Below are 18,849 nucleotides of genomic sequence, written 5' to 3' on the forward strand. Positions count from 1 at the left end.
GGCGGCACCTGCTCAGGCCGCAATCGCGACAGTGGCCAGCAGCCGGTCCAGCACCTGGTCGGCACTGACCCCGTCGGCGACTGCGTCGTAGCTCAGTTGCAGGCGATGGCGCAGCACCGGATGGACCACGGCCTGGACATTTTCCGGGGTGACGAAGTCCTGTCCCCGCAACCAGGCATCGGCCCGCGCGCAGCGGTCCAGGCCGATACCGCCGCGCGGGCTGGCACCGATATTGATCCAGCGGGCGAGGTCGGCGTCGTAGTCTGCCGGGTGGCGGGTGGCGTTGATCAGGTCGATCAGGTAGCGGTCGATGGCCGGTGCCACCTGGACCGCGCTGACTTCGCGGCGGGCGGCAAAGATCACCTCCTGGGCCAGGGTAAAGCGGGCAGTCGTGTCGGCGCTGGCCTGTTGCTGCTCCTCGTTGCGCAGCAGGCGCAGCACCTGGCTTTCGTTTTCCGCGCTGGGGTAGTCCAACAGCACTTTCATCAGGAAACGGTCCATCTGCGCCTCGGGCAGCGGGTAGGTGCCTTCCTGTTCGATGGGGTTCTGCGTGGCAACCACGATAAACAGTGCCGGCAGTGGGTGGCTGGCGCCGGCCACGGTGATCTGGCGTTCTTCCATGGCTTCGAGCAGAGCCGCCTGGACCTTGGCCGGGGCGCGGTTGATTTCATCGGCGAGGATCAGGTTGCCGAACAACGGGCCGGGCTGGAAGCGGATCTGGTTTTGTCCGTCGACCTGATGCAGGACCTCGGCGCCGGTGATGTCCGAGGGCAGCAGGTCGGGCGTGAACTGGATGCGTCGCATGCTGGCGTCCAGATGCCGGGCCAGGGCCTTGACCGTGCGGGTCTTGGCCAGCCCCGGCAAGCTTTCCAGCAGCAGGTGCCCGTTGGCCAGCAGGCCGAGCAGGATCTGTCGGATCACTGCGTCCTGGCCCAATACCGCCTCGGCGATGCTGGCCTGCAGGGCGTTGATATCGTCGCGTATTGTCATGGGGTTCTCCCTGAATTCACCATGGCGCCCGGACCACCACGAGTTGCACCGAGCTGCCGATGTACTGCGGCCATGGCCGGTTACCAGGCGTACTGCAGGCGCAGGGTCCAGGTGTTCACATCCGGCGAACCCTTGCGCTCCGAGATCGTGTCGGTGTAGGCAACCATCCCGCCGAACTGTGGCGACAACATGAAACCGAAGCTGGCTCCGAGCAGGGCGTTTTCCTGCTTGTTGTCCTGCCAGTCGCCGTCGATCTTCGTCTCGCCACCACGGCTGTAGGTGGCGTCCAGCGAAGCCCAGAGCGCGCGGTTGATGGTGTAGCTGTAGTGGCCTTCGATGGCGTAGAGCGGCTTCTGTTCCAGCTTGCTGTCGCCGTGATAGTCCTTGTTGTCGCCGAACAGCGAGATCCAGGTATTGATCTCCAGCCAGGTCGGGCCGATCGGTGTGCCGAAACCCAGCTCCGGCTTGAAGGCCCAGCGGTTGGAGCCGATGTTGATGACCCGGTTCTTGTCGTAGTCACCGGTCGGCGTGGTGATCCACAGCGCGCCGGTGAGAAAGGTTTCCGGGGTCCAGTTGGCGAACTCCTGCTGGGTCAGCGCCGGGCCGCCGAAGAGGTTGTGTGCCAGCACGATCTGCGTGTCGCCCATGCCGCCGTTGCGCTTGGTGCCGGTGAAGAATTGTGCGTTGTCGAAGGACGCCGAGACATCGGCATAGGGCTGCACGAGCTGGATCGCACTGTTGCGTCCGTCCACCGAGAACGAGCGGGCCAGGCGCAGGATGTACAGATCGGCATTCAGCGACAGGCCATCCAGCGGCAGCGAAGTGTCGATGGGGGTATTGGTGTCGATGCGGTTGTAGTAGCCGAAGACCATGTTCAGGTCGATCGGTATGTTCTGCCAGTCGCGGGCGTTGTCGGCGTGAGCGACGGCCGGAGCCAGCGCCAGCGCGGCAGCGCCCCATACACTCAGTCGAAAAGCTGATCCCATGGCATGGCTCCTTCAATGGCGGTTAAGGCTTGGCCTTGGTCAGCAGCGGCAACTTCCACTGGCCGTTGGCGACTTCGGGCTTGGGCAGGTAGAGGCGCAATACCCCGTAGAAGGGGCCGTCCGGTGCCGGCAGCCAGTTGCTCTGGTGCTCCTTGGCGGGGGCCTGGTGCTGCACGTAGAGGGTCAGGCCACCGTCGGCATCGCGCTGGAGTTGGTCCAGCATCCGCGAGTTGATCAGGTAGCGGTCGAGGGGGTTGGCCACCAGCAGCTTGGATCTGCCGTCGTACATCGTCAGTGACCAGAAGGCCTTGGCCGGGGGCAGGGCATCCTTGGCGAAATGCAGGGTGTAGGCGTGCTTCGAGGCATCGACGGGCTGGCCTTCGCTGTCGACGAAGTAACCGTTGTAGCTGGCTTCTTGCGCCGAATTGCCGAAAATGCCCATGTTGGCTCCGGCATAGCGGTACAGGTAATTGTTCTTCAGGTGTTCGCGATTGCCGAACAGGTCGCCGCTGCTGATCTGATGGCTGTCGACCTGGTCTTTCTTGAACCTGGCGAATTCGGCCTTGCCATCGGCGATCCCGGCTTCCAGTGCCTGGCGCTGTCCGGCACCCAGGCTGGCGAGGTCGAACGGCTTTCCGGCGGCTACGCCGATACGAGCAAAGCGCGCCAAAAGGGCCTTCTCCGACGCGTGGGGCGGGGCGAAGGCGAGCATGAAGTTGAGGTAGCGAAACAGCTCCAGGCTGTCGCTCATGGTTGCCGTCGGTGTTGGCCAGTCAATCTTCGGTGCGGCCTTGGGCGCGGGTTGCCCGAGGTAGTGGCTGAGGGACTCGACGACGTAGCCTTTCTGGATCTGCCTGACATTGTCCAGGTCCTTGTCGTCGAACAATTGGGTGCGGTACAGCGCATAGGCGATGTTGCTTTCACTGTGGATCACCCGGTCGATGCCAACGGGTTTCTGGCCTGTCCAGTCGGGGCCGGTAATCAGGTAATGCCCGCCCTTGTTGCCCGTGGTGCGGGTACCGAGGTAGGCGAAGTTCTGGGTGTAGAGGTCGATCATCTGTACCGAGTAATAAAGACTGTCTTCGATGGCGGGCAGGGTGAGGACCATGGGTTCGGCGCGCAGGTCGAGCCAGGCGAACGAGTAGGGTGTGTCCGAGTTGGGTGTGACGAAGGCTGTATCCTTGGGTGTGAAGAGCATTGCGGTGTTGCCGATGGCATTGAACGGCGCCTTGAAATTCGCTCCGTCCTTGTCCACGGCCTGGGTGTAGAGCGTCTTGTACATTTCGACCACCGGAAAACCGTAAAGATAGGCTTCCTTGGCGATCGCCCTGGCATCACCCGGGCTGGCGTCGATCTGAGCCGAGGCGATGTTGCACACGAGCAGCAGCATGCCGCCCGGCAGCCAGCGTTGCACATCTCTGAAGAGCATGGCGCGGTCCTCCGTTGATCCAGCGTGGGTGGGTTATTCCACCAGGCTGATGTCGTCGAGCTTCCAGCTTTTGTCGAAATAGGTTTCGGTCGGCGCGTAGAGCCGGAAGTAGCTGAACCAGTGCCGGCCTGGCAGGGTCTGCACCCAGTTGTTCTCGAAGCCCTTGGGCGGTTTCGGGCCGAAGTAGAGGTCTACAGAACCGTCGGGGTTTTTCTTCAGATCCTGGCGTGAGGACAGGTCGGCCTTGCGCTGGGGGTTGTCGATCAGGCAACGGCTGTCGCTGTCGTAGACGGTCATCGACCAGAACTGTTTGGCCGGTGGGTTGGTGGCGACCTTGAGGCGATAGGTGCGGGCGCCGTCGAGCCAGTTACCGTGCTGGTCGGTGTAGGCGCCGAGGTAGGTCTGGCCGAGACCGGGGGTTTTCGAAACCATGCCCTTGGTGTTGGTCACCGCTTCATAGAACCAGGCGCTGCGCTCCCACAACTGGTCGTAATACTTCACGCGCTGGGACGGCTCGGCGATGTTCAGCACGGTGTCCCAATGCCGGTCTTTCCAGTACTGCGCCTGAGGGAAACGCTTGGCGAAGGTGTTGGCCTTGGCCATCAGTTCGCCGATCTGGGCGCCTTGTTCCAGGGCCTTGCGTTGCAGGTCGGAGGGATGGAAGGGCTGGTCCTTTTCGATACCGAGGCTGGCGAGCATCGCCATGTAGAAGCGGTCTCGTTCGTTCACCGGTTCCTTCTGGATGATCTGGTGCAGCCGCTCCCAGTAGGCCATGCCCCGTGGCTGGGTGCCGGACCAGCGCTTGCCGCCCGGGGTCAGCAGGCGGGTCTTGCCCGGCGTCGCCCGCTGCGCGTAAGGGTACATGTGGAACTGCTCGACCAGCGCCTTGCCCTTGGCCGGGTCCGGATCTAGCACGCGGAAACCCACCAGCACATTCATGGTCTGCGATTGCGCCAGGTGATACTGGTCGGCATCCGCCGGTGGCTGGCTGCCTGGCGGCAGCACCAGGTATTTGCCGCCCTGGCCCTGGTCCGGGCCGGTCTGGCCCATGTCGATGATTGCCCGCTGCCAGAAATCGCCAATGCCACCCGCCGTGGGGCCGGCCGGCAATTCGATCAACAGTGGCCCGGTCTCGTTGAGGTCGACAAAACCGAGGATATAGGGCGTGGTGGCGTTGGCGGTGATGACGCCGAGCTTGTCTTCGTAGCTGTTGAGTACCATCAGGTCGCCGCTGCGAGCGCCCAGCTTGTCGCGGAATTCTTCCTGCCACTGGGCATACGACACCAGGGGCAGGGCCCACAGATAGGCCTGGCTGGCCTGCTGGAAATCCAGTTCGGCATAGAGCTTGGCAATCGCGTCCGGTGCCGGCAACTCGCCTTGCATGTTGATCGGGCCGATACGGGTTTCGAGGGCCTGCGCGCCGACGCCACAACTGACCGCCATAACACTGATTGCCAGGCCGGTAACGCTGCTGCGAATCCATTCGTTCACGGGCATTCCTTATTTTCCGAGGGTGACATTGATTCCGGCGAACAGGGTGAATTGCGGCAGGTCGTCACCCCTGCGCGCCACTGTCCATTGCGGCTCGACGAACCAGTTGTAGATGTTGTGACCGACCTTGCTGGCCTTGCCCACGCCGAAGCCGATGGGGATGTAGTGGGTGTCGTTCTTCAGGTCGAAGGTCCAGGTGCCGGTGGAGCGCAGGTACCAGCCCCTGGGCAGGTTATGGATGAGAAAAGGCTGGAAGGTCGCGGTTTCCACCCGTTGCCGGTCGCTGTCGCCGGCGAACGAACTCTGGTACTGCACCAGGGCGCCGAGCAGGCCACGGGGCGAGGCGTCGATGGCTACCGCGGCGAGCCCGGCCTGCCACTTGCCGGTGCCGAGTTCGTCACGGGCGGCGGTGGGTGCGGTGATCTGCGGGCCGATGCCCAACTGCACGCCTTCGGTCTTGAGCAGGAAGATATCGAACAGGTTCAGGTCGCCGATGCCGGTGCTATAGCCTCCGTGGGGATCGGGGCGGGTACTGACGGGCAGGGTGGCCCGCAGCAGTTGCGGGACCGGGATCAACTCTCCAGGCGCCATCGGCAGGGTGCCGCGCAATAGCAGATCATTGGTGTGGACGTTGCTGTCGTAGACCCTGGGCGTGTAGTAGTCCTGCAGATTGACGCCCGGTGCGAGGTTCAGCGGGTTGTTGCTCTTGTTGGCCGTGTCGGCGTTGTCGGCCAGCGCCCAATGTGCGGGTGCTGCGGTGAGCAAGAAAAAGGATGCAAGAACAATTCTCGACATCATGGACCCCCATCCCTGGTGGCTCAACCCCACGAAATACGGGGGCTGCAAGGCCAGCTGCGCGCTTGGCGAGCTACAAGTGAACCTAGCAGTTAACTTTTCGTTAGCCAGTCGAATGGATTAATTCGTTGGTTTTTGTGGGATGGATCACTTGATGGCCAATAGCTACAAATCCCGGCCATGCACGGTCGCGGAGGGGGACGAAAGTTTGTATCAAAAGTTTTCCAGGAACGCCGTGACGGCCGATGACTGGAGGCTGACGCTGTTCGTATTGCCTTTGGAGCCTGGGGTGCCCAGCCGAAAGGTGCCGAAGGCGAGGGCGCTGGCAAGCCGTTCCCGCGTCAGGCTGAACAGTTCCGTCAGGCAGGGCAGTTCGAAATGCGCCTGCATGGTTGCCAGCGCGCTCCAGTAGCCGGTCATGATCCACGCGTCGGGGTGTGAAGAGCAGGGGGCCAGGTGGTAGGCGAGGCAACCGGAGTCGCCCTGCAAGGTTTCAACCAACGCGTTCAGTCGAGCCTGCAAGTCGGTTGAGTGACCTTCCGCGGCCTGGATTTCAACGGTGCTGATGGCAACGATGGGCATGAGCGTGTGCATGGGGTTGTCGCTCCAAATAGGATCAACCCCACGATACTCAGCGTCCGGCTGGACGTCATTGCACAATATCGCCACACTATTGTTCAAATCGGCCAAAGACCCGTTCAGTCTCCGAGGTGTACTTTCCGTGATTCACACGTCAACCGAAGACCCGGCGGGCTCGCGCGAGGTCGATGAGATACCGCGTGCCGTGTACGCCTTGAATGCCTCCCTGGTGTCCGATGGCTGGGAGCATGCCAAGCATCACCATCGCAAGGCGCAACTGCTGTATTCGGTGCGTGGCATCCTCAATTGCGAAATCGATGACGGGGTCTGGATCGTCCCGCCGCAATGCGCGGTGTGGATACCGGGTGACATGCCCCATGTGGCGCGCAGTTCCGGCGAAACCGAGTGCTATTGTCTGTTCGTCGAGCCCGATGCCGTGCCCGGCCTGCCTACCACCTGTTGCACCCTCGCGGTATCGCCGCTGCTGCGCGAGTTGTTGTTGCGGGCGGCGAGCTTTCCCCAGTTGTATGCCGAGCAGGGCCGCGAAGCCCGGTTGATCGCGACCTTGCTCGACGAGCTGTGCCAGGCCCCGGTGGAGGACCTGCACCTGCCCATGCCACGGGAGCGACGGCTGCGGCTGTTGGCGCAGAAGCTGTTGGCCGATCCCTCGGCGAAGATCCCGATGAGTGAATGGGCCACCCGCATCGGCATGAGCGAGCGGAGCATGAGCCGGCTGCTGATGCAGGAAATCGGCGTGAGTTTCGGACGCTGGCGCCGACAGTTGCATATCATCCTGTCCCTGCGTCGCCTGAGTCGGGGCGAAAGCGTGCAGACGGTGGCCCTGGACCTCGGCTACGAAAGTGCCAGTGGTTTTGTCACCATGTTCCGCAAGGCGGTCGGCAAGCCTCCGGCGCGTTACCTGCTGGAGCGCACGGCGAGCTCGCTGCGGGACGGCGATTTTGCCAATGTTCCGGGTATCGTGCTGGGCGCGCAGACCTCCCATCACCAGACGGATAGCCGACAGTGAATCAACTCCTGGCCATGCGGGCCTTTGTGCGGGTTGTCGAAACCGCCTCTTTCAGCCGGGCCGCGGACCAGCTGGCGCTGCCGCGTTCGACGGTCAGCAAGCTGGTCACCGACCTGGAAAGGCACCTGGGCATCAAGCTGATGCACCGCACCACCCGGGCGGTCGCCACGACCTCGGACGGCCTGGAATACTACAATCATGCCCTGCGCCTGATTGCCGACGTGGATGCCGTGGACACCGCTGCCCGTGGCCGCACGCTCAAGCCGGGCGGGCACCTGCGCATCGATGCGCCGGCCTCGTTCGCCCATTGCCTGCTGATCCCGGCACTGGCGGATTTTCATCAGGAATATCCGGATATCAGCATTGCCCTGGGCATCAGCGACAGGACCGTGAACATCGTGGGCGAGGGCGTGGATTGCGTGATTCGTGCCGGTCAGCTGGATGACATGACGATGATCGGGCGTGCGCTGTTCGAGCTGCAGTACGTCACCTGCGCCGCGCCTGCCTACCTGGCACGCCGAGGCATACCGGCGATACCCGACGATCTGCGCGAGCAGCATGTCCAGGCCGGTTATTTCTTTGCCGCGACGGGCAGGCCGGAGCCGCTGATTTTCACCCGTGGCGGCGAGCGTCATGAGGTAGGGCAGTGCGCGTTTTCGACCAACGACGGCCATGGCCTGATGGAAATGATGCTGGCGGGCCTGGGTGTCGGCCAGCATTTCCGGCGGATCGTGCAGCCCTGGCTGGACACGGGCGAACTGGTGCCCGTCCTCGAGGACTGGTCCCGGCCCGCCATGCCCTTTCACCTGGTCTACCCGCCCAACCGCCATCAGAATGCCCGGTTGCGGGTATTTATCGACTGGGTGATCCAGACCTTCAGCGAAGGGCGTCCGGCTATCGGCTGATGCTCAGGCTCAGGGCAGTATCGCGGTGACGCGGATTTCGATGCGCATGTTCGGCAACCCCAGGGCCTCGACGCCCAACTGCGTCCAGATCGGTGCGTGGTCGGGCATGTACTGGCGGTACAACTGGCTCATCAATTGGTTGACCTGCGGTGGGAAGCCGCCGACATGGTAGGAGTTGACGTGGACCACATGCTCCCAGCCCGCGCCGGCGGTCGCCAGGGTGCGGTCCAGGTTCTTGAAGGCCAGGACGATCTCCTCGGCCAGTGACTCGGGGATCTGTAGTTCGTCATTCCAGCCACCCTGGCCGGAAGTCTCCACGCGATTGCCGATCCTTACCGCCTGCGAGTAATGCAGGGCGTCCAGCAGGCGTTCGCCATAGCCGGGGGTGACAAAAAACTCGGGCTTGCTCATGGTGTTCCTCGGTTCGTGCGATTGAGGGCAGCCATGCTAATGGACTGGATTTGTGAACAAAATCCCGTTTTTTTGTCAAGACTGTCCATATGTATGGATAATCAGGGAGGGTGGAAACCGGCAGGTTTTTTCTCCATCGGGTGATCAGGGGGCGAGTGAAATTCTATATATTGAGTGCAGTCGGGTTTCCCCAACGAACCGTGACAAGCGTCGTTCCAGAGCGTTCCCGATCAACCCTGACAACGAACCGAATCTGACAGGAAGACAATCATGTCACCGCTTCTCGGCTTGCCATCGTTGCGTGATATCGCGCAACGCTCGGCCGCCATCAGCAAGACTTGCCAGTGCATCGCCAAGTCCCTGGCCGGCTGGGAGGGATGGCCGGTTTCCCTGCGCGAGGCGCAGTTGCGGCAGATCGGCTCGCTGGCCGAACTGGCGGAAGAGGAGGCCACCCTCGATGAATACCATCCCGAAGGCACCTCCTACTGGTCGGTCAACGCACCGATCGCACCGCTCTACTATCCCTATAACCAGTGCGGTGTGTGGGAATGCCTGGAGTGCGGACGCGCCTATCTGCGTTACAACGACGACGGCGCCTATCACTCCGAAAGCCGTATCCGCAGCCTTGATCCGCTGCTGATTGTCGACGCACCTTAGTCGGGTCCAGTCATCGTGATTTCTGCCGGCAACTGATATTCAGGACGGCATGCCTTCCGTGCCAAAGGCCAGGCGCATCACGTAGTCCCGGATCGCTTCGGGCCAGGCCGCGATCCGTTGTTCCAGTGCGGTGCGGTCGTCGGCGAACAAGGCCCGTGTCGCGTCCTCGTAGTCGGGAAAATCGCCAGCGATTCCCAGCATGAACTGGTAGGCGGCCTCCTGGGCGGCGCGCCGTTGCTGGCGCGATCCCGTGCTTTTCCGGGCGTCGTCCACCAGGCGTCGCAGCACTGCCGAAGCACCGCCAGGCTGGGTGGCCAGCCATTCCCATTGCCTGGGCAGCAGCGTCACTTCCCTGGCGACCACCCCCAGTTTCGGCCGTCCGCGACCCTTCGGTTCGGTGGGTTCTTCCTTGACCGGCTCGGCGGATTCGCTCGGGCGCGGGCGGTAGCGTCCGCCGGCGGGACGGGGAGGCTGGGACAGCCGCTCGATGATATCGGCCTGGGTGCCACGCAGATCCAGGTCGACGACGCGCCCGGTGGCGTCGTCGAAGACCAGGAGCGAATTCGCCGGGTCATTTTCGCCGGCCGCCTTGACGGCGAGGGCCACTTCCACCAACGGGCCTGCACGCAGCAGGCGGTGGGCGATAAAGGCCGTGACAGGTTTTGAGAGCAGGTCGGACACGTGTTTCTCCCTCGGTGTGTGAGGGGGGGTATTAATACCCGGATAAAATTGTGTCGTCAATATTGTCCGGGTAATATTGGATATGCCCGCATTCAGATGGAGCGCTGATTGACCCGACTGGAGAGCGCTTCGGCGCTTTCCTTGCGTTCGGAGTAGCGGTCCACCAGATACTGCTCGCGGCCGCGTAGCAGGAGGGTGAACTTCATCAGTTCTTCCATCACGTCGATCACGCGATCGTAGTAGGCGGAGGGTTTCATCCGCCCGGCCTCGTCGAATTCGAGGAAGGCTTTCGGTACGGACGATTGATTGGGGAGGGTGACCATGCGCATCCAGCGTCCGAGCACGCGCAACTGGTTTACCGTGTTGAAAGACTGCGATCCGCCGCATACCTGCATCACCGCCAGGGTCTTGCCCTGGGTCGGACGGACTGCGCCGAGTGCCAGTGGAATCCAGTCGATCTGCGCCTTGAACACTGCCGACATGGCGCCGTGGCGTTCCGGCGAGCACCAGACCTGGCCTTCGGACCATAGCACCAGATCACGCAGTTCCTGCACCTTCGGGTGGTCGCTGGGGACGGCGTCGGGCAGGGGCAGGCCGTTGGGGTCGAAGATTGCCGTTTCGGCGCCCATGTGTTCGAGCAGGCGTGCCGCTTCCTCGGTCAGCAGTCGGCTGAAGGAGCGTTCGCGGGTCGAGCCATACAGCAGCAGGATGCGTGGTTTGTGTCCTGGAACCTCGCGCCGGGCGAGTTTTTCCGGTGTCGGCAGGTCGAGCAGGGACAGGTCCAGGCTCGGCAGATCGACGGGGGAATCCATGCTCAAGTCGTTCATCAGAGGGCTCCGATACGGTCCAGTGCCTGCTTCAGTGCGGCCGGATCGAGGGCCGACAGGTCGAGGCTGAAGAAGGCGGCAAAGCGCAGTTGGATCTGCGCCACGGTGGCGTCGAACGCGGCCTGGACCTCGGCATCGGTGCCTACTGCTTCGGACGGATCGACCAATCCCCAGTGGCTCTTGATGGCGGGTCCGAAGTACACCGGGCAGGGCTCGCCTGCGGCCTTGTCGCAGACGGTGATGACCAGTTCCGGCGGTGTGTCGGCGAAGCTCTCCGAGCCTTTGCTGTAGAGCGCCGAGGTATCTACCCCGAGCGCCTGCAGGGTGCTGACCGCGCGCGGATTGAGGCGTCCGCTGGGGAAGCTGCCGGAACTGACCGCGCTCATGCCCATGGGGGCGCTGTGATTGAACAGGCCTTCGCAGAGCACGCTGCGGCAGCTGTTGGCCGTGCACATGAACAGGACTTTCATGGTTTTCTCCTCGGAGTGAATGGCTCACCGTTCTCGATGGGATCAATATATATGAATATCCGAATATTCGTATATTCATATGTTAAGACTTTGTCGAAAGCGACGAAAAGAATCAGCCGGGGCGATCAATCGGTCAGTCAGGGTGAGTTGGGACGAATCAAGACGAGGGGGGCAAAGACAGATATCCCGGACTCGTGGCAAGGGCTGCCGGCTGGGTCATGGGGGGATAAATATAAGGAAAATGGCAGGGGCGGCTGGATTCGAACCAACGCATGGCAGGATCAAAACCTGCTGCCTTACCGCTTGGCGACGCCCCTGTAGCTGTTGCGAAGAGTGGCTGGCACTCGGCTCCTGTTGTTGCCAGCCCCGTAAGGGCCATCGCAGGAGTGGGCGGAAATTTATCAACTTTCGCCGCGCCTGGGAAGCCCTTCTGTAAATAAATTTGTTTGAAAACAGCTAGTTAATTCCTGGTTGTTGGTGGGTGACGCAATGAATGCCGCCGCCACCCGCCGCGATCGCGTCGATATCGAGCTGGACCACCTTGTGCCGCGGGTACAGCGCGGACAGCAGGTCGAAGGCGGCGGCATCGGCTTTGCTGTCGCCGAACTGTGGCGCGATGATCGCGCCCTTGGCGACGAAGTAGTTGATATAGCCGGCGGCAAAGTCCGGATTGTGCTTGCTGAAGTGGCTGTTGCGCGGTTTCAGCGGTGGCGACAGGGTATGCACCTGCAGCGTGCGCCCGTCGGCGTCGGTAGCCTTTCGCAAGATATCCAGGTGGGCCAGCGTCACTCGGTGATCGTAGGACTGCGGGTCGGTGTCGAGGTTGGCGACCACCACCCCGGGGCTGACGAAGCGCGCGTAAAAGTCGACATGGGCATCGGTGATGTCCTTGCCCTTGATACCCGGCAGCCAGATGATCTTGCGCAGCCCCAGGCGTGCCTTCAGTTCTTCTTCGACCTCGGCCTTGCTCCAGCCCGGATTGCGGTTGCGGTTGATCCAGCTGCTTTCGGTCATGATGCCGGTGCCGTGCCCGTCGACTTCGATCCCGCCGTCTTCGCCCACCAGCGCGCTGCGCAGGTAGGTGGCGCCGCTGTCCTGCGCCACCAGGGTCGCGATCCGCGCATCGGCGGCGTGCTGCTGCTTGTTGCCCCAGCCATTGAAGTTGAAGTCCACCGCGCCCAATTGACCTTGTCCCGTGATGACAAAGTTGGCGCTGATATCGCGCATCCAGATGTCGTCCAGTTCGGTGATGAGGAAAGTGGTGTTGTCGCTGCCGCACAGCTTTTCGGCCAGGTTCCGTTCGCTGGCGCGGCACAGCACCGTGACCGGTTCGTAGCGGGCGATGGTCCGGGCGATCCGCCCGATCGCCTGTTGTACATCGGCGGTGAAGTCTTCCCAGATGGCTTCCTGCGCACCGAAGGCAACGAATGCCCGCCGATGCTGGTCGCCCTCGTCGGACATGAACCAACGCTGCTTGGTGGCGGCCATGGCCGTGGGTGTGGCAAGCCCCAGGCCCATGGCGGTGACGGCTCCCAGGCCGGCGGCCACGCCAACCTGCTGGATAAATTCGCGACGCGTCGGCATCTGCTGTTCTCTCGTTCGAATCATCTGGGGGGGGCAGGCGCCGCGCCATGCCGCGCCTGAGGTTTGGCTTTTGCAGTGACAGGCGCCGGCCTACTTGACGGCGGCGGTCTTGAACCTGGTCCAGGTACGCATCCGGGCACGCATGTCGGCCTGGGGAATATCCTTGCCGGGAATCAGTCGCTCGAAGGTGGCGTCGTCCGGGTAGATCTGCGGGTTGTTGCGCATGACCGGGTCGACACTCGGCCGGGCCTTGGCGTTGGAGGTCGGGTAGCCGGTGAAATTGCTGATGGCCGCCATGTTCCGCGGGCGCATGACGAAGTTGATAAAGGCATAGGCGTACTCCGGGTGCCGGGCGTCGACGGGAATTGCCATGGTGTCCATCCACACCGTCGTGCCTTCGCGGGGAATGTGATAACCGAACGTGGTTTGTTTGCCGGCGGCATCGGCGGCCCGCTGTGCCTGGGTCATATCACCACTGTAGCCAAGGGACAGGCACAGGTTGCCGTTGACCAGGTCGGTCACCGGTTGCGACTGGAACTTGCGGATGTACGGTCGCAGCTTGAGCAGCAACTCGCTGGCGGCGGCGAGGTCCTGTGGCTTGGCGCTGCGCGGATCGCGACCGAGGTAGTTGAGTACCACCGCCAGTACTTCGTCCGGCGAGTCGATCATGGAAATGCCGCAGTCGGCGAACTTTGCCGCCAGCTCCGGCTTGAACAGCAGGTCGAGGCTGTTCACCGGTGCGTCAGGCAGGCGCTTGGCGATCTGTTCGGTGTTGTAGGTCAGGCCGATGGTGCCCCAGGTGTAGGGCACGGTGGCCTTGCTCGAATAGAGGTAATGCGTGCGCAGCTTCTGCAGGCCGGGCTCGATGTCATTCAGGGCGGTGAGTTTCGACGGGTCCAGCGGCTGCAGGCTGCCGGCATGCATCAGGCGCTCGCCCACGGTGTCGCCGGGGAAGATCAGGTCATAACCGCTGCCGCCGGCCATCAGCTTGGCTTCCAGGGTCTCGCTGCCATCCATGACATCGTAGATCACCTGGATCCCGGTTTCGGCGGTGAACGCGGCGAGGGTGTCCTCGGCGAAGTAATCGGACCAGTTGTACAGCCGCAGGATCTTTTCCTCGGCCTGCGCCGACGGCAGGACGGCACTCAGCGCCAGTCCCAGGGAGCACAGCAACCGCTTGTGGCTCAGGTTCATGTCATACCCCTTGAGTGTTCCAGCGTGCATTGATGTGTCGACCGTCCAGCCCCAGCAGGGCGCCGTACATTTCCGGGCGGCGGTCGCGGTAGATGCCCCAGGTCAGCCGTTCTTCGCGCATCGCGCACAGGTCGAGGCCGTGCACCAGCACGCCGCTGCTGTCGCGGTCGGCTTCGGCGAGCAGCTTGCCCTTGTGGTCGCAGATAAACGACGAGCCATAGAAGCTCATCTGCAGCGCCGTGTCGGTGGTCGCCACCTCGCGACCGACCCGGTTGGCCGCCACCACCGGCAGGAGATTGGCCGCCGCGTGGCCGCGCATGGTCATCTGCCAGTGATCTCGGGAGTCCAGGGCGGCGGCACCCGGTTCCGAACCTATGGCGGTGGGGAACAGCAGCACTTCGGCCCCGAGCAGCGCCAGGCAGCGCGCGGTCTCGGGGAACCACTGGTCCCAGCAGATGCCCACGCCGAGGCGGCCGAAGGCGGTGTCCCAGACGCGGAAACCGGTATCGCCAGGGCTGAAATACTCCTTCTCCTGATAACCGATGGCGTTGGGGATATGGGTCTTGCGATACACCCCCAGCAGGCGTCCGTCGGCATCGGCGACGCTGAGGGAATTGAAGAAGGCGTTGCCGGCTTTTTCGAACCAGCTCAACGGCAGCACCACGCCGAGTTCCCCGGCCAGCGCGGCGAAGCGCTTGAGCACCTTGCTGTCGCGATATTCCTCGGCCAACGCCAGGTGCTTGTGATCCTGCTCGATACAGAAGTACGGCGTGGCGAACAGCTCCTGCAGCAGGATCACCTGGGCACCACGGGACGCGGCATCGCGCACCAGTTGTTCGGCCTGATCGAGGTTGTGCCCCAGGTTCCAGGTGCAGGGCATCTGGGTCGTGGCAATCTTCAGTGGGCTCATGGCATCACTCCTTGGTCGGCCAGGCCGGCTGTTGCTGGGTGATGCAATGCACACCGCCGCCGCCGTGGGCCAGGTGGTTGATCCGCACCGATACCACTTCACGGTCGGGGAAGACCTCTGCCAGCACGGCGGCGGCCGTCTGGTCGGCCTCGATGCCATAGGCCGGCATGATGACCGCGCCGTTGGCAAGGTAGAAGTTGGTGTAGGAGGCGCAGAACACTTCGGCATCGGTGTCGACGGCTTCGCTGGCCTCGAACAGCTCGATCAGTTCGAAACGCCGTCCCTGGGCATCGCCGGCCAGTTCCAGGGCGCGACGGTTTTCCCGTACCACTTCGGCGTACACGGAGTTGTGCTCGTGGGTGGCATCCACCAGCAGCACACCCGGACGGGCGAAGGCACAGACGCCATCGACATGGCCGTCGGTCATGTCGCCGGTGACATGGTCCGGATCGCCCGGCAGCCAGATGGTTTTCTTCACCCCCAACAGGCGAGTGAAGATCTCCTCCATCTCGGCCTTGCTCATGCCCGGGTTGCGGTTCGGGTTGAGCAACACCGACTCGGTGGTGATCAGGGTGCCTTCGCCGTCGACATGAATCGCCCCGCCTTCGTTGGCCAAGGGCGTGGTGAAGCCTTCCAGGCCGAGGTGATCGAGTACGCGGCGGCCCAGGCCGGCATCCAGGTCGTGGGCCGACTTGCCGCCCCAGGCATTGAAGCGCCAACTGACCCCGGCCAGCCCCCGTTGCGGATGGCCGATAAAGCTGGGTCCGGAGTCACGGCACCAGCTGTCGTCGACCGCCAGCTCGATCAGTTCGATGTTCGCCCGGCACAGGGCGGCGGCGCTGGCTCGCGCAGAAGGATCGACCACCATCTTCACCGGTTCGAAGCGGGCAATGGCGTTGGCGACTCGGGCAAAGTCGACCTGCACCTGGGCCAGGGTCACGCCCCAGGCGGACTCCCACAAGGCCTGGTTGTGGGGCCAGACCATCCAGGTCGCCGCATGGGCTGCCCACTCCGCGGGCATCGACCACCCCGTGCTCTGAACGTCATTGCGCTGCATGTTTCTCACCTTTCAGTTAAGTATTATTTATGACTGAAAACCGCTCTTGCGGAGTGAGGTCCATGCTATGGCTTCATAAAAGGCGCAACAAACGATAGATTTAGCGCACAACTGATCAGTAGGGCTTATCGATATGTTGAAGCACTGGCCTCCCTTGAATGCGCTGCGCGGCTTTGAAGCCGCTGCCCGGCTGGGCAGTTTTCACAAGGCGGCCGAGGAGTTGCACCTGACCCAGTCCGCCATCAGCCAGCAGATCCGCAGCCTGGAAACCTTTCTCGAACAGCCGCTGTTTTTCCGCAGCGGCCGCAGCGTCAGCCTGACCGATGCCGGGCATGACCTGCACAGCACGACCCAGTCGATGCTGTTGCAGTTGTCCGTTGGCATCCGGCGCCTGGAGCAGTACCGCAAGCCCAATCAACTGGTGGTCAACACCACCCCGGCATTCGCCCGACACTGGCTGCTGCCGCGCCTGAACGATTTCCATCGGCAGTATCCCGATGTCGATCTCTGGTTGTTCACCAGCTTCGAGGCACCGGACATGGCGACCCAGACCATCGACCTGACGATCCGCGACGACCTCGGCCCGCAGGCCGAGTGCAGCTATCGGGAACTGTGCAACGATCGCTTCTATCCGGCTTGCCACCCTGATGTGCTCGCGTTGCCCGTGACGCAGCGCACCACCTTGCATGGCGAGCGGGAAATGGACTGGAGCCATTGGGTGGTGCAGGGCGGCGAGCACGTCGGCCAGCGCAGCAGCGGGTTGAACTTTTCCGATCCGGGGCTGCTGCTCGATGCGGCGTGCGCGGGCAATGGCATTGCCCTGGTCAGTCAGTTGCTGGCGGCCAATGCGCGGGCCAATGGCCTGCTGACGCCGCTGAGCCAGCAGACTGTTGCGGGGCCCAGCTGGGTCTGCCTGATTCATCGCGACAGTGAGAAGAGTTCGTTGACCCGAGGCTTCAGTGAGTGGCTGCAGGCGGCTTTTTGAGCCTCGGGTACAGTGCCGGACTACATGAGGGCGGACGAGGCGACAAAATGGCCGGGCGCTACTTCCCGGTAGTCCATGCCCGGCGCCTGGTAATCGACAGCATAGATCCTGCTGGGCACCGTTTCCTCCATCAGGTTGAACGGTTTCCTGGGCACATCCAGGTCAGCCGAGGGCACTGCGCTCAACAACCTCTGGGTGTAGGCGTGGTGCGGATTCTCGAAGACCGAACGACGCGGGCCGATCTCGACGATGCGGCCGTGGTACATCACCCCCACCCTGTGACTGACGCGCTCGACCACCGCCAGATCATGGGAGATGAACAGGAACGAAATCCCCATGTCCCGCTGCAGATCCTGCAGCAGGTTGATGACCTGGGCCTGGATCGAGACATCCAGCGCCGATACCGCTTCATCGGCGATGATCAGCTTGGGCGAGAGTGTCAGGGCGCGGGCGATACAGATCCGCTGGCGCTGCCCTCCGGAAAACTCGTGGGGATAGCGCTCGGCATACTCAGCCGGCAGCCCGACCCGTTCGAGCAGGTTGCGAACCTGCCGGCGGGCCTCCGCGCCCCGGGCAATGCCATGGACATGCAGCGGCTCCAGCAGGCTCTTTTCGATTGTCAGGCGCGGATTCAGGGAGGCATAGGGGTCTTGAAAGACCATTTGAATGTCCCGGCGCAGGGTTTTCAGGCCGTTGCTGTTCAACGAGGCCAGGTGCTTGCCGCCGAAGACGATGTCGCCGCCCTGGATCGGCATGAGGCCGGCAATCGCCCGGGCGCTGGTCGATTTGCCGCAGCCGGATTCACCGACCAGCGCCAGTGTTTCGCCTGCATAGATGTCGAAGTCAATGGCTTCGACGGCATGCACGCGACGCCTGACTTTTCCGAGCAGGCCGCCCTTGAGGTCATAGCGGATGGACAACGACTTGACGCTGAGCAGGGGCGGGCTTTCGTAGTCTGGCGCAATGTCACGGGTTGGCTCGGATGCCGAGGGGCGCGCGCCGGCCTGATCATCGATAAGCGGGAATTTCGCCGGCAACTGCGTGCCGTTCATGGCGCCGATTCTCGGCACGGCGGCCAGCAGCGCTCGTGTATAGGCTTGCCGGGGCGCCTGCAGAACCGCCCTGGCCGGACCGTGTTCGACGGTTTCGCCTTTTTTCATCACCATCACCTGGTCGGCGACCTCTGCCACGACCCCCATGTCGTGGGTGATAAAGATCACGCCCATGGCCAGGCTGCCTTGCAGCTCCTTGATGATGCGCAGAATCTGCGCCTGGACGGTGACGTCCAGCGCGGTGGTCGGCTCATCGGCAATAAGCAACGTCGGCTCACAGACCAGCGACATGGCAATCATGATCCGCTGTCGCATCCCGCCGGAAAGCTCGTGGGGATAGCGATTCATGATCTGCTTCGCATCGGGAATACGTACCAGGTCCAGCATGCGCAGTGCCTGGGCTTCAGCTTCCGAGCGATTGCAGTGCCTGTGCAGGACGATGGTTTCGATGAGCTGCGAGCTGATCTTGAACACCGGATTCAGCGAGGTCATGGGTTCCTGGAAGATCATCGACATGGACGATCCCCTGTGTTGGCGCATGACGGACTCGGGGGCGGTGACCAGGTCGATCACTTCGTTGCCGCGGGTCTGCAGGTGCATCGAGCCGGAGACAATCCTGCCTCCGGCCCGCCTGATCAGACCCATCATGGCCATCGAGGTCACGGATTTGCCGGAGCCGGACTCGCCGACGATCGCCAGCGTCTGGCCGCGCAGCACCTCGAAGGACACGTCCCGTACCACGGGCGATGCGCTTGCGCTGGGGCCGAACGCGACGCTGAGGTTTTCGACACGGGCTACCAGATTCTCGTTCATGGGACG

19 protein-coding genes and 1 tRNA gene are annotated in these 18,849 nt (G+C 62.9%); 4 read left to right on the forward strand and 16 right to left on the reverse strand.

The features are described from left to right. Positions 1-12: 12 nt before the first annotated feature. The 6 genes from HX851_RS14555 to HX851_RS14580 form a co-directional block, all read right to left on the reverse strand. Positions 13-990: an AAA family ATPase gene (locus HX851_RS14555; RefSeq protein WP_177058048.1), complete on the reverse strand. Its 978-nt coding sequence runs from the start codon at positions 988-990 to the stop codon at positions 13-15. Between the two features lie 80 nt (positions 991-1,070). Next, positions 1,071-1,976: a transporter gene (locus tag HX851_RS14560; RefSeq protein WP_177058049.1), complete on the reverse strand. Its 906-nt coding sequence runs from the start codon at positions 1,974-1,976 to the stop codon at positions 1,071-1,073. 22 nt (positions 1,977-1,998) lie between these two features. Continuing rightward, the gene (locus tag HX851_RS14565) at positions 1,999-3,366 is read right to left on the reverse strand and encodes a DUF1254 domain-containing protein (RefSeq protein WP_256262718.1); all 1,368 of its coding nucleotides are present in this window, start codon (positions 3,364-3,366) and stop codon (positions 1,999-2,001) included. A 72-nt stretch (positions 3,367-3,438) separates the two neighbouring features. Next, positions 3,439-4,848 (reverse strand): DUF1254 domain-containing protein, encoded by a 1,410-nt coding sequence (locus tag HX851_RS14570; RefSeq protein ID WP_256262719.1) that lies wholly within the window; start codon positions 4,846-4,848, stop codon positions 3,439-3,441. A gap of 57 nt (positions 4,849-4,905) precedes the next feature. Continuing rightward, positions 4,906-5,691 carry a hypothetical protein gene (locus tag HX851_RS14575; protein ID WP_177065950.1) on the reverse strand — a complete coding sequence of 262 codons (786 nt, stop codon included), beginning with the start codon at positions 5,689-5,691 and terminating at the stop codon, positions 4,906-4,908. A 213-nt stretch (positions 5,692-5,904) separates the two neighbouring features. Further along, the gene (locus HX851_RS14580; RefSeq protein WP_177065889.1) at positions 5,905-6,285 is read right to left on the reverse strand and encodes an antibiotic biosynthesis monooxygenase family protein; all 381 of its coding nucleotides are present in this window, start codon (positions 6,283-6,285) and stop codon (positions 5,905-5,907) included. A gap of 127 nt (positions 6,286-6,412) precedes the next feature. On the opposite strand from HX851_RS14580, the gene HX851_RS14585 reads away from it, so the two are divergent. Together HX851_RS14585 and HX851_RS14590 are read left to right on the forward strand one after the other, a co-directional pair. After that, on the forward strand, positions 6,413-7,297 hold the full coding sequence (locus HX851_RS14585) for an AraC family transcriptional regulator (RefSeq protein WP_369680914.1): 885 nt from the start codon (positions 6,413-6,415) through the stop codon (positions 7,295-7,297). Beyond that, positions 7,294-8,202: a LysR family transcriptional regulator gene (locus tag HX851_RS14590; RefSeq protein ID WP_177065893.1), complete on the forward strand. Its 909-nt coding sequence runs from the start codon at positions 7,294-7,296 to the stop codon at positions 8,200-8,202. The genes HX851_RS14585 and HX851_RS14590 overlap by 4 nt, the downstream gene beginning before the upstream one ends. 9 nt (positions 8,203-8,211) lie before the next feature. Here the strand turns inward: HX851_RS14590 and HX851_RS14595 are convergent, their stop codons facing one another. After that, on the reverse strand, positions 8,212-8,613 hold the full coding sequence (locus HX851_RS14595) for a RidA family protein (RefSeq protein ID WP_177065895.1): 402 nt from the start codon (positions 8,611-8,613) through the stop codon (positions 8,212-8,214). 270 nt (positions 8,614-8,883) lie between these two features. Here HX851_RS14595 and HX851_RS14600 point away from each other — a divergent pair, with 270 nt between their 5' ends. Then, entirely contained in the window at positions 8,884-9,270 is a 387-nt protein-coding gene (locus tag HX851_RS14600) for a hypothetical protein (protein WP_177058055.1), read from the forward strand. Positions 9,271-9,309: 39 nt separating this feature from the next. Here the strand turns inward: HX851_RS14600 and HX851_RS14605 are convergent, their stop codons facing one another. The 8 genes from HX851_RS14605 to HX851_RS14640 form a co-directional block, all read right to left on the reverse strand. Continuing rightward, a complete protein-coding gene (locus HX851_RS14605; protein WP_177065897.1) occupies positions 9,310-9,951 on the reverse strand; it encodes a DUF2239 family protein in 642 nt (213 codons plus the stop codon). Positions 9,952-10,043: 92 nt separating this feature from the next. Further along, positions 10,044-10,763 carry an arsenical resistance protein ArsH gene (arsH, locus tag HX851_RS14610; RefSeq protein ID WP_370590645.1) on the reverse strand — a complete coding sequence of 240 codons (720 nt, stop codon included), beginning with the start codon at positions 10,761-10,763 and terminating at the stop codon, positions 10,044-10,046. Positions 10,764-10,777: 14 nt separating this feature from the next. Continuing rightward, entirely contained in the window at positions 10,778-11,248 is a 471-nt protein-coding gene (locus tag HX851_RS14615) for an arsenate reductase ArsC (protein ID WP_177058058.1), read from the reverse strand. A 242-nt stretch (positions 11,249-11,490) separates the two neighbouring features. Further along, a tRNA-Gln gene (locus HX851_RS14620) sits at positions 11,491-11,565 on the reverse strand. Positions 11,566-11,704: 139 nt separating this feature from the next. After that, positions 11,705-12,832, reverse strand: a complete 1,128-nt coding sequence (locus tag HX851_RS14625; RefSeq protein WP_177065899.1) for an agmatine deiminase family protein — start codon at positions 12,830-12,832, stop codon at positions 11,705-11,707. A 90-nt stretch (positions 12,833-12,922) separates the two neighbouring features. Next, entirely contained in the window at positions 12,923-14,026 is a 1,104-nt protein-coding gene (locus HX851_RS14630) for an extracellular solute-binding protein (protein ID WP_177058060.1), read from the reverse strand. Position 14,027: 1 nt separating this feature from the next. After that, positions 14,028-14,936: an N-carbamoylputrescine amidase gene (aguB, locus tag HX851_RS14635; protein WP_177058061.1), complete on the reverse strand. Its 909-nt coding sequence runs from the start codon at positions 14,934-14,936 to the stop codon at positions 14,028-14,030. A gap of 4 nt (positions 14,937-14,940) precedes the next feature. Beyond that, on the reverse strand, positions 14,941-15,993 hold the full coding sequence (locus HX851_RS14640) for an agmatine deiminase family protein (RefSeq protein ID WP_177058062.1): 1,053 nt from the start codon (positions 15,991-15,993) through the stop codon (positions 14,941-14,943). Positions 15,994-16,126: 133 nt separating this feature from the next. Between HX851_RS14640 and HX851_RS14645 the strand changes: the two genes are divergently transcribed. Then, complete coding sequence (locus tag HX851_RS14645) at positions 16,127-16,978, forward strand: LysR substrate-binding domain-containing protein (RefSeq protein ID WP_177065901.1); 852 nt, start codon at positions 16,127-16,129, stop codon at positions 16,976-16,978. A gap of 20 nt (positions 16,979-16,998) precedes the next feature. Here HX851_RS14645 and HX851_RS14650 read toward each other — a convergent pair whose 3' ends face one another. Beyond that, entirely contained in the window at positions 16,999-18,843 is a 1,845-nt protein-coding gene (locus HX851_RS14650) for an ABC transporter ATP-binding protein (protein WP_177058064.1), read from the reverse strand. Positions 18,844-18,849 lie beyond the last annotated feature (6 nt).

This window comes from Pseudomonas gingeri (assembly GCF_013385635.1).
In the GTDB taxonomy this organism is placed as follows: domain Bacteria; phylum Pseudomonadota; class Gammaproteobacteria; order Pseudomonadales; family Pseudomonadaceae; genus Aquipseudomonas; species Aquipseudomonas gingeri_A.